This window comes from Bacillus sp. AP50 (assembly GCF_040492675.1).
In the GTDB taxonomy this organism is placed as follows: Bacteria; Bacillota; Bacilli; order Bacillales; family Bacillaceae_G; genus Bacillus_A; species Bacillus_A cereus.
The window spans coordinates 1-10,671 of the sequence record NZ_JBEUTW010000279.1 but is presented as its reverse complement, the minus strand read 5'-3'; the positions used below and the strand labels follow the sequence as shown (position 1 = coordinate 10,671).

The window sequence follows — 10,671 nt, the reverse complement described above, 5'->3', positions numbered from 1 at the left end:
CACAAAATGGACGGAAAATCACATATTTACTATCGATATGTTGCTTTATAATGAAACTAATTAAATATACATGCATACAATATTGTGAAATAAATAACATAAATAATCTATATAAATGTAAACGTTATCAAAATAGAGAGGTGGAGACAATGAGTAAATTTTTCTTCAATCATAATCCAGCAACAGTAGAGGATGGAAGGCTTGTTAAATATGCTGAAATTATTTATGGAGAAGGTGGCCGTTCTGTATTAGAAAATTTAATGGTGAAGGCATCTATCAGATTGCGTGATCGTTATCCGAATAAATCTGACGAGCAGATCTCGAACCTAGTAAATAAAGGCATCCATGATATGTTTCAAAAATATGTGAGCGAGTAAGAGTGGCCAATGGCTGCTCTTATTTTTTTGTATAAGGATTGTAACTCTAGCTGAAAATAAACATGTATTCTGAAAAACGTAAAAAGGAGTGGGAAAGATGAGCAATGGAATTGGACGTTCGAAAGAAAATCTTCCAACTGATGCAAATCATGTGAGCGCGAAGGATCGTGCGTATCAAAAACGCATGGCAAAGCAAAAACAACAAGAGCGTAATGAGGATAGAGAATAACTCGAAATAAAGCTCCTTCTAAAGCAGAAGGAGCTTTATTTCGATAGAAAATGATTCGCGGTAACATAAAAGAGTCCACCGTTAATAATTTGCACTGTAATACGTGGTTCATACTGTTCTTGCAGAGCTTGTTTTTCAATTTCATAGCTCTCAGGAAGTTCGTCACTTTCTTCATAAAAACGGTTTAAAAGGTCTAAATCATGATTCCAACGCACTCTTGCTTCTTTTGCCCACGTATGGTCATCTTCTGCAATTATATTTTTTAAAGCGTCTTCTATGCGTTGTAAACCACTTTGAGGTTTAATGATGGGCGAGAGCGTAAAACAAAAATCAGGTATTTTTGGTGTAAGTTTAATGTTTGTTAATGTTTCATGAAAGTTTGCCATCATTGTTCCAGAAATGAGATGAATACCAATCGAGTGAAGGATGTCTTTTTTTCGATCACATTGATAGGAAACTTTTATATTAATACCGAGCCAAGGGTGGAGCGGTGTATGTGTTGACCCATTATGTCTTACATCCTCATATAAACGTATGTATGAGCCTAATTCTTTTGTCGTTTGGAAAATTTGATGTAGACGTGGTGAACCGTAGTGAATAAGCTCACCATCATTTTCTTCATTTTCTGGATTTGTAATAAGAGTAAGGCGCATCGGATTCGGTACGCCTCCTGTTTTCTCAAGATAGTGCCAATAAAAAGGGCGATTCATTAATAATTTATCCATCTCAATTGTTAACTGTACATCTAATAAATGAGGAGAACGTTCTAAAATTTCACAGTTATTCGCCTCAAAGAAATTGTATAAGTAATTATGAATTTCATGTTGCTGCATAGCCTTGCACCTCAGCTTCATTTCGTTTCGCAAAGTCGATAATAGATGTTAAGTTTTCCATCTTAATTCTAATTTCACCTTCGCTCTTTGATTGCGCGAAAATTTCTTGAATGTGCGCGTCGATGTTTTTCATATTAATTCTCGTTAAAATTTCATCGAGTTCACCAATAACACGCTCGAATAAGTTGATTTTTTCATATAACAGTTTCAGAATATGTTCTTCAACAGTATGCTTTGTAGCTAAGTTATAAATATGAACATCATTTTTTTGACCGAGACGGTGAATACGTCCGATTCTTTGCTCAAGACGCATTGGATTCCATGGCAAATCATAATTGATCATATGGCTACAAAACTGTAAGTTAATCCCTTCACCACCAGCTTCAGTTGCAATTAATACTTGTGCGTGGTTTTGGAAAAGCTCCTTCATCCAATCTTTCTTCCCGCGTTTAAACCCGCCGCGGAATGGAACGGAAGAAATACCGTGTTGTTGTAAAAACCATTGTAAGTACATTTGTGACGCTCGATATTCTGTGAAGATAACGACTTTATCGTCAATTTCTTTTATAAGCTCAAGAGCTTTATTTGCTTTTGAGTTGAAAGGAATATGATTAATTTTGTCCATTAGCACATCGATATGTGGATCTTTTATATAATGTTCGTTTTCTTTCTGTTTTTTTTCTACATGCTTTTTCAATGAATAGTAAACAGCCTCACGACTACTACACGCTTCCCGTTTTAAAGTTAACGATGAGAAAGCAGATGTGAAGGCGTCTTGTCCTCGCCAATTTTCGATATCATTATATAGAGCTTGTTCTTGTTCATTAAACTCAACAAAAATTGTACGTACATGTCTCTTCGGCCAATCGATACCGGTATTATGTCGTCTATTTCGCACCATTACTTTATTAATGAGAGCTTTTAAGTCTTCATCTGATTCGGCTGAGCGATTTTTGGAAGCGTAATATTCTTCAAAGTTGGATTGATTGCCTAAATGTCCTGGTTTTAATAAAGAAACAAGGTTAAAAATTTCATCAATCTTATTTTGAACAGGAGTAGCGGTTAGTAATAAACAAAACTTCTTTTTTAATCGTTGTGCAAATTCATAGTTTTTTGTTTTATTATTTTTCAGTTTATGTGCTTCATCGATAATAATAAGGTCATATTCCAAGTTCAACACGATATCGCGATGTGGTGAACGTTTCGCAGTATCAATTGATGATACGATTACGTCAGCTTGTTCCCATGAGTAGCTTTTCTTTTGTGCTACAGCGGGAATGAAAAACTTTGTATTCAGTTCGTATGCCCATTGTGATACGAGAGAAGCTGGGACAAGTATAAGTACCTTTTTCACAAGCCCGCGGACCATGTATTCTTTCAAAATAAGTCCAGCTTCGATTGTTTTTCCAAGGCCTACTTCATCTGCTAGAATCGCTTTACCGTTCATTTGTTCAATCACATTTTGAGCGACTTCTAATTGATGCGGAAGCGGTGTGAAATGGGATAAATGTTTCGGTGCTTGTAGTCCATCAAAAGTAGGAACAAGTAACGATTTTTCTGTTTCATAAGCTAAGTGATATAAATCCCAGTTTGTCCAAGGACCATCTTCGTCAATTCTATTTAAAAAATTGTTTTGCCATGTCCGATCTACGGAAATATCGACATTCATTACAACTCTCCCACCTTTTATAAACTAAAGTAATTATTTTTTAATGTATGATGATTTGCCTTAAAAGAAGGCATAATTATCGTTATTAAAGGCTATATGATAGACAATAATAAAGTATTAAATCTCAAAAGCTGTATTTATTGTGTTTTAACATAAAAAATTCTAAATTATTTTTTATGCTAGAATATTGATGAAATATAGCGAATGATGTTAGGATAATGGTGTGAAATGTGTGGAATCTTTCGTATTTTATCCAAGAAAGTGATTTTTTATTTACGCTTTCATAAAAAAATATAATGAGATTCCGTATATCCTATCTTTTCAGAATGAAAATGTTTAGAAAAGGGAAGCAACTTTTATTGATTTGTCAAAGCATAAGGGGGAGAGAGCATGATTACATTACAACGTACACCGTTATTTGATGTATACGCGAAGTATGGTGGAAAAACAATCGACTTCGGTGGTTGGGAATTACCAGTTCAATTTTCAAGCATTAAAGAAGAACACGAAGCTGTACGTACAGCTGCAGGTTTGTTCGATGTGTCTCATATGGGAGAAGTTGAAGTAAAAGGTGTAGATAGTTTAGCATTTTTACAACGTGTTGTTACAAATGACGTATCTACCTTAAAGGTAGGGGGCGCACAATATACAGCTATGTGCTACGAAAATGGTGGTACAGTAGATGATTTATTAATCTACAAACGTGGTGAAGAAGACTATTTATTAGTAATCAATGCATCAAATATCGAGAAAGATTACGAATGGTTAGCAAGTCATGTAATTGGCGATGCGACAGTAGTCAATGTTTCTAGTGAAGTTGCACAGCTTGCAATTCAAGGACCAAAAGCAGAAGGCATTTTACAAAAAGTTGTGTCAGAAGATTTGAAAGAAATTAAGTTCTTTAAATTTAAAAACGATATTCTTGTAGATGGAATTCCAGCACTTGTATCTCGTACAGGTTACACAGGTGAAGATGGATTCGAAATTTACTGTAAGAGTGAAGATGCTGCAAAACTTTGGGAGAAACTTCTTGAAGTTGGAGCAGAAGAGGGCTTAAAAGCATGTGGTTTAGGTGCTCGTGATACACTTCGATTCGAAGCAACATTACCACTTTATGGACAAGAATTATCAAAAGATATTACACCGATTGAGGCTGGAATTGGCTTTGCGGTAAAAACAAATAAAGAAGCAGACTTCTTTGGAAAAGCAACGTTAAAAGAGCAAAAAGAAAACGGTGCGCCTCGTAAATTAGTCGGCATCGAAGTAATCGAACGTGGAATTCCTCGTACGCATTACCCTGTATTTATTGGTGAAGAAAAAATTGGGGAAGTAACGAGTGGTACACAATCTCCAACGTTAAAGAAAAGCATTGGTTTAGCACTAATTGATGTAAAATACGCAGCAGTTGATACAGAAGTAGAAATTGAAATTCGTAATAAACGCGTCAAAGCAGTAGTTGTTCCAACACCATTTTACAAACGTTCAAAGTAACGGGGAGAGGGGTAGATTTCATGTTGCATCGTTATCTTCCAATGACAGAAGAAGACAAAAAAGAAATGTTACAAACGATCGGCGTTCAAACGATCGATGAATTATTCTCTGATATTCCAGAGAGTGTTCGTTTTAAAGGGGATTTAAAAATTAAAGAAGCAAAATCAGAGCCAGAGCTTTTAAAAGAGCTATCTCAAATGGCTAGTAAAAATGCTAACTTAAAAGAATACGCTTCTTTCTTAGGAGCAGGCGTATACGATCATTATGCTCCAGTAATTGTAGATCATGTTATTTCTCGCTCAGAATTTTATACAGCTTACACACCATACCAACCGGAAATTTCACAAGGGGAATTACAAGCAATCTTTGAATTCCAAACAATGATTTGTGAATTAACAGGAATGGATGTAGCAAACTCTTCTATGTATGACGGGGGGACAGCTTTAGCTGAAGCGGCAATGTTAGCAGCTGGCCATACTCGCAAAAAGAAAATTCTTGTATCTAGCGCGGTTCATCCAGAATCAAGAGCAGTACTTGAAACGTATGCAAAAGGTCAAAATCTTGAAGTTGTTGAAATTAATCATAAAGATGGTGTAACAGATTTAGACGTATTACAAAGTGAAGTAGATGATACAGTTGCTTGTGTAATCGTTCAATATCCAAACTTCTTCGGACAAGTTGAAAAATTAGCTGATATTGAAAAAATCGTTCATCAACAAAAATCATTATTTATCGTTTCTTCAAATCCATTATCATTAGGCGCATTAACACCACCAGGGAAATTTGGTGCTGATATTGTAATCGGTGATGCACAACCATTCGGTATTCCAACGCAGTTTGGTGGACCGCACTGTGGTTACTTTGCAACAACGAAAGCATTTATGCGTAAAATTCCAGGACGTCTTGTTGGACAAACTGTAGATTCAGATGGTAAACGTGGATTTGTATTAACGTTACAAGCACGTGAACAGCATATTCGTCGTGATAAAGCGACATCTAACATTTGTTCAAACCAAGCGTTAAATGCACTAGCAGCTTCTGTTGCAATGACGGCACTTGGCAAACAAGGTGTGAAAGAAATGGCACGTCAAAACATTTCTAAAGCACAATATGCAAAACGTCAATTTGAAGCGAAAGGCTTCACAGTAACATTTGCTGGACCATTCTTCAATGAGTTTGTTGTAGATTGCAAACGTCCAGTGAAAGAAGTAAACGATGCATTATTACAAAAGAATATTATCGGTGGTTACGATCTAGGCCGTGATTATAAAGAGCATGAAAACCATATGCTTGTAGCAGTAACTGAGCTTCGTACAAAAGAGGAAATTGACACACTTGTAAACGAAATGGGGGCTATCCAATGAAGAACCAAGACCAAGCACTTATCTTTGAAGTGAGTAAAGAAGGACGCATAGGATATAGCTTACCCAAATTAGATGTAGAAGAAGTGAAACTAGAAGATGTGTTTGAGAGCGATTATATTCGAGTAGAAGATGCAGAGCTACCAGAAGTATCTGAACTTGATATTATGCGCCACTATACAGCACTTTCAAACCGTAACCACGGTGTGGATTCTGGATTCTATCCACTTGGATCTTGTACGATGAAATATAATCCGAAAATTAATGAGAGTGTAGCTCGTTTCGCAGGATTTGCAAATATTCATCCGTTGCAAGATGAAAAGACAGTACAAGGTGCAATGGAATTAATGTACGACTTACAAGAGCATTTAATTGAAATTACAGGTATGGATACTGTTACTTTACAACCAGCAGCTGGTGCACACGGAGAATGGACAGGTTTAATGTTAATTCGTGCATACCATGAAGCGAATGGTGACTTTAACCGTACGAAAGTAATTGTGCCTGACTCTGCTCACGGAACGAACCCAGCATCTGCAACTGTAGCTGGTTTTGAAACAATTACAGTAAAATCAAATGAAAATGGCCTTGTTGACTTAGAAGACTTAAAACGTGTTGTAAACGAAGAAACAGCAGCACTTATGTTAACAAATCCTAATACATTAGGTCTATTCGAAGAAAATATTTTAGAAATGGCAGAAATCGTCCATAATGCAGGCGGTAAATTATACTATGATGGTGCAAACTTAAATGCGGTATTAAGCCAAGCACGCCCAGGAGATATGGGATTTGACGTTGTGCATTTAAACCTTCATAAAACATTTACAGGTCCTCACGGCGGTGGTGGCCCAGGTTCTGGTCCAGTAGGTGTGAAAGCTGATTTAATTCCGTACTTACCAAAACCGATTTTAGAGAAAACCGAAAATGGTTATCACTTCAACTACGACCGTCCAGAAGCAATTGGTCGTGTGAAACCATTCTATGGTAACTTCGGAATTAACGTTCGTGCATACACGTATATTCGCTCTATGGGTCCAGATGGATTGCGTGCAGTAACTGAGTATGCTGTATTAAATGCGAACTATATGATGAGAAGATTAGCGCCATTCTACGATCTTCCATTCGATAGACATTGTAAACATGAATTTGTATTATCAGGTCGTCGTCAAAAGAAACTTGGTGTACGTACATTAGATATTGCAAAACGTCTGCTTGATTTCGGTTATCATCCACCAACAATTTACTTCCCATTAAATGTGGAAGAATGTATTATGATTGAGCCGACAGAAACAGAATCAAAAGAAACATTAGATGGTTTCATTGATAAGATGATTCAAATCGCTAAAGAAGTAGAAGAAAATCCAGAAGTTGTACAAGAAGCACCGCATACGACAGTCATTAAACGTTTAGACGAAACGATGGCTGCACGTAAACCAGTTTTACGTTATGCGAAGCCAGCTCCTGTACAAGTTTGATTAAAATAACAAAAAAAGAACTCGCTGAGGCGGGTTCTTTTTTTGTATGGATAATTTGTCCCGCATTAACGGACAGTAAACTCTCAACTCAAAACTTAGCTGGTGCAAAGAAGCCAGGTGGGAGATAAACTGTCCGTAAATGCCCGATTGGTTCAACTAATAATCAGTGGGAATGAACAAAAATCCCCACTGATTAAAGTTTCACTTTATGCAGAAATAGTGAAGAAAATGTTAAAAAAATATGTTTTTTGTTTCCTAATGGTGTAAAGGTGTAGTTTTATAGGTAGTTTTGTTGAAAAAGTCGGTTTGATAAAAGTATTTATTTTTGTTAGAATTTTATTGAAATTAAGAAGATGTGATGAGGCAAAGATTACTCATTTTTATGTATATGTGAAAAAACGAACAAGACGGGGGTGAAATATTGGGATATCGATGTTATAGAATGGTATACCATTTAGAAAATGGAGAAACAATTAAAGATGTAAAAGAATTTTGCTATCGAGACCAAGGAAAAGTGTTAGAAAGAGTAGCAAATCGTGTAATGGATAATAGAGAAGTGACGGCGATTGATAAACAAGGAACAATCATTTCAATAGCATGTGAGGACATTGTAAAGGTGGAACTTGATTACATAACAGAAAGTTAACCTTGAGTCATATCGAATTATTCGATAAAATAAACTGTTGAATGGTGAAGTGAGAAGAGAGGAGTTTATCATGGGTAGTACAAGACACTTTTATATGTTTATCTTAGCGTTTGTTCTTGTTGTGGCATTAACGATTTACTTAATCGTTGACAGCAGCTGGTACAACACAGTTCATCCGGCATTCCTTCTGTTTATGTATATAGGAATTGCAGTAGTAAGTTTCGGAATGAGAGACGAGATGTTAGATCGCTTTGAAAAGTGATACATATACGAAAGACCAACAGGAAAATGTTGGTCTTTTTTTCTTGCCAAAAATAGGCTGGTGTGTATATACTGTATATATAAGGTATACACAGTATATACACAAACTGGAGGAAAACATGAATATTATTATTTCGAATTCTTCCCAAGACCCTATTTATGTGCAAATAAGAAAACAATTAAGCCAGCTTATTTTAAATGGCGGTTTAAAGGGTGGAGATCAATTACCGTCTATTCGTAGCTTAGCGAAGGAATTACAAATTAGTGTCATTACAACGAAGCGTGCATACGAGGAGCTTGAAAAAGAAGGATATATAGAAACTGTTGCTGGGAAGGGGACTTATGTTTCACGTAAAAATAATGAACTATTAAAAGAACAAAGGCTTCGCCTATTGGAAAGTAAAGCGGAAGAGATTGTGAATGAAAGTAAAGCGTTGCAGCTTTCACTTGAAGAATTACAGCAGATGATTGCGTTTTTATATAAGGGGGAATGAGAGAGATGTTAGAGTTAAAAAACGTTTGTAAAAGTTATGAAGGTTTCGCAGTGAAAAATATAAGTTTTACGTTACCACGCGGATATATTATGGGGTTTGTCGGACCGAATGGGGCCGGGAAAAGTACGACGATCAAAATGATTATGAATTTAATTAAAAAAGATAACGGAGATATAAAAATTTTTGGCAAGGACAATAAGAAAGCTGAAAAGGAAATAAAACAAAATATCGGCTTTGTATATGATGAAAATCATTATTACGAAGATTTAACGTGTGAACAAATGAAGCGTATTATTGCACCGTTATATAAAAAGTGGGACGAAGAGCAGTATCAATCGTATATGCATAGATTACAAGTTCCAAAGTATAAAAAAATTAAAGAATTATCAAAAGGAATGAAAATGAAATTTGCGATTGCAATCGCACTTTCGCACCACGCAGAGTTTATTATTATGGACGAACCGACAGCAGGGTTAGATCCAGTTGTTCGAAGTGAATTACTTGATATGTTGCAAGAAATTGTAATGGAAGATGAAGTATCCGTATTATTCTCAACGCACATTACAACAGATTTAGAGCGCATTGCAGATTATGTTACGTTCATCAATGATGGAGAAATTATATTTACTGGTGAAAAAGAAGACTTAATGGAGAACTACGTAATCGTAAAAGGAAGTAATGATTTATTAGATCGAGAAGGAAAAGAACTATTTGTTGGATTACGAAAAAGTAAGTTTGGTTTTGAAGGTTTAGCGAAGGATAAACAAGGAATTATCGATTGGTTTGGAAATGAGGTTGTACTAGAAAAGCCTACATTAGATGACATTATCGTTTACACTGCGAAAGGGAGAGGTGCCTATGCGTCAGCTAATCTATAAAGATTTGTTCTTTTTTCGGGTTATGTGGTTAGTGTATTTTATTATGCCTCTTGTTTTCTTTGGATTAGATCCAGATGGTGAATTGTTATTTCCAATGAGTTGCTTACTCATAACGATATCATCTTCTATGATACTAATAGCGATGGATGAAAAAAATAAAAGTGATGTTATTATAAATAGTTTACCTGTTGGACGAAAGGATATCATTATTGCTAGATATATTTCGGGTGTAATATTTATTGTAGGTGGCATGATTTCTACTACGCTAGTTGTTTTTCTTATAAGAGGTATCGCTGTCATTGGTGATATTGGAGCTTATCATCCCAATTTGTATATTGAAATTCCTTGGTATGTAGTAGTCAGAGGTGCTGTATATTCTTTAGTTTATATTACAGCATTATTCCCGAGTTATTATGGGACAAAATCAAAAGTAGTACGTGGAATATTTACAGGTGGAGCCGCTGGAATAGGTGTTATTGTTGGAATGTTTATTGGTGACGGAGAAAGTGTTACGGCATCATTCATTAATTGGATTATGAATCCATTACATTTTGGCATATTTATAGTTGGATTAATCACACTAGCTAGTGTCTATATCGTTTCTATGCTTCTTACAATTAAAATTTATGAAACGCGTGATTTATAGAGAGGAGAATTCATATGCAACAGTTGATTTTGAAGGAGTTTTTTTTACAGAAGAAGATGTTTCCTTTCTACTTTTTAATCCCTATTTTATCTATTTTTAAGAATTCCGTCGAACCAATGGGGATTGCAATAGGAGTATTTATAACATGTAGTACGATTATATATATTTCTTTTTATTATGACGAGAAAAGTAAAGCAGAAAAAGTATTAGTGAGTTTGCCTATAACGAGAAAAGAGATAATTATAGCTAAATATATTTCAAGCACATTATTTATTATGGCTGGTTTGAGTGTAACTTTTATAGTCGTAATA

14 protein-coding genes are annotated in these 10,671 nt (G+C 35.5%); 11 read left to right on the top strand and 3 right to left on the bottom strand.

The features are described 5' to 3' along the window. On the bottom strand, window positions 1-76 hold a 76-nt coding region (locus ABWK52_RS19650; RefSeq protein WP_353772087.1), incomplete at its 3' end, for a GTP pyrophosphokinase. A gap of 73 nt (window positions 77-149) precedes the next feature. Between ABWK52_RS19650 and ABWK52_RS19645 the strand changes: the two genes are divergently transcribed. Both ABWK52_RS19645 and ABWK52_RS19640 read left to right on the top strand, forming a co-directional pair. After that, window positions 150-377, top strand: a complete 228-nt coding sequence (locus ABWK52_RS19645; protein ID WP_000032702.1) for a hypothetical protein — start codon at window positions 150-152, stop codon at window positions 375-377. Between the two features lie 97 nt (window positions 378-474). After that, window positions 475-606, top strand: coding sequence for a hypothetical protein (locus ABWK52_RS19640; RefSeq protein WP_000064668.1), 132 nt, complete (start codon window positions 475-477; stop codon window positions 604-606). 35 nt (window positions 607-641) lie between these two features. Here the strand turns inward: ABWK52_RS19640 and ABWK52_RS19635 are convergent, their stop codons facing one another. Together ABWK52_RS19635 and ABWK52_RS19630 are read right to left on the bottom strand one after the other, a co-directional pair. Further along, window positions 642-1,439, bottom strand: a complete 798-nt coding sequence (locus tag ABWK52_RS19635) for a YqhG family protein (RefSeq protein ID WP_001183966.1) — start codon at window positions 1,437-1,439, stop codon at window positions 642-644. After that, on the bottom strand, window positions 1,426-3,108 hold the full coding sequence (locus tag ABWK52_RS19630) for a DEAD/DEAH box helicase (protein ID WP_001100036.1): 1,683 nt from the start codon (window positions 3,106-3,108) through the stop codon (window positions 1,426-1,428). Before ABWK52_RS19630 ends, ABWK52_RS19635 begins: the two co-directional genes overlap by 14 nt. 390 nt (window positions 3,109-3,498) lie before the next feature. Here ABWK52_RS19630 and gcvT point away from each other — a divergent pair, with 390 nt between their 5' ends. The 9 genes from gcvT to ABWK52_RS19585 form a co-directional block, all read left to right on the top strand. Then, entirely contained in the window at window positions 3,499-4,599 is a 1,101-nt protein-coding gene (gene gcvT / locus ABWK52_RS19625) for a glycine cleavage system aminomethyltransferase GcvT (protein WP_000631769.1), read from the top strand. A 20-nt stretch (window positions 4,600-4,619) separates the two neighbouring features. After that, window positions 4,620-5,963, top strand: coding sequence for an aminomethyl-transferring glycine dehydrogenase subunit 1 (gene gcvPA / locus ABWK52_RS19620; RefSeq protein WP_000903240.1), 1,344 nt, complete (start codon window positions 4,620-4,622; stop codon window positions 5,961-5,963). Beyond that, window positions 5,960-7,435 carry an aminomethyl-transferring glycine dehydrogenase subunit 2 gene (gcvPB, locus tag ABWK52_RS19615; protein WP_000795702.1) on the top strand — a complete coding sequence of 492 codons (1,476 nt, stop codon included), beginning with the start codon at window positions 5,960-5,962 and terminating at the stop codon, window positions 7,433-7,435. The genes gcvPA and gcvPB overlap by 4 nt, the downstream gene beginning before the upstream one ends. Window positions 7,436-7,877: 442 nt before the next feature. Continuing rightward, window positions 7,878-8,081 (top strand): DUF3929 family protein, encoded by a 204-nt coding sequence (locus ABWK52_RS19610; RefSeq protein ID WP_000262496.1) that lies wholly within the window; start codon window positions 7,878-7,880, stop codon window positions 8,079-8,081. 70 nt (window positions 8,082-8,151) lie between these two features. Beyond that, on the top strand, window positions 8,152-8,343 hold the full coding sequence (locus tag ABWK52_RS19605; protein WP_000535933.1) for a hypothetical protein: 192 nt from the start codon (window positions 8,152-8,154) through the stop codon (window positions 8,341-8,343). Window positions 8,344-8,461: 118 nt separating this feature from the next. Further along, window positions 8,462-8,836 (top strand): GntR family transcriptional regulator, encoded by a 375-nt coding sequence (locus ABWK52_RS19600; protein WP_001021353.1) that lies wholly within the window; start codon window positions 8,462-8,464, stop codon window positions 8,834-8,836. 5 nt (window positions 8,837-8,841) lie between these two features. Beyond that, window positions 8,842-9,714 (top strand): ABC transporter ATP-binding protein, encoded by an 873-nt coding sequence (locus ABWK52_RS19595; protein ID WP_000891307.1) that lies wholly within the window; start codon window positions 8,842-8,844, stop codon window positions 9,712-9,714. After that, window positions 9,695-10,360 (top strand): ABC-2 transporter permease, encoded by a 666-nt coding sequence (locus tag ABWK52_RS19590; RefSeq protein ID WP_001249426.1) that lies wholly within the window; start codon window positions 9,695-9,697, stop codon window positions 10,358-10,360. The genes ABWK52_RS19595 and ABWK52_RS19590 overlap by 20 nt, the downstream gene beginning before the upstream one ends. A gap of 14 nt (window positions 10,361-10,374) precedes the next feature. Next, the coding region (locus tag ABWK52_RS19585) for an ABC-2 transporter permease (protein ID WP_353772086.1) at window positions 10,375-10,671 on the top strand (297 nt) is incomplete at its 3' end.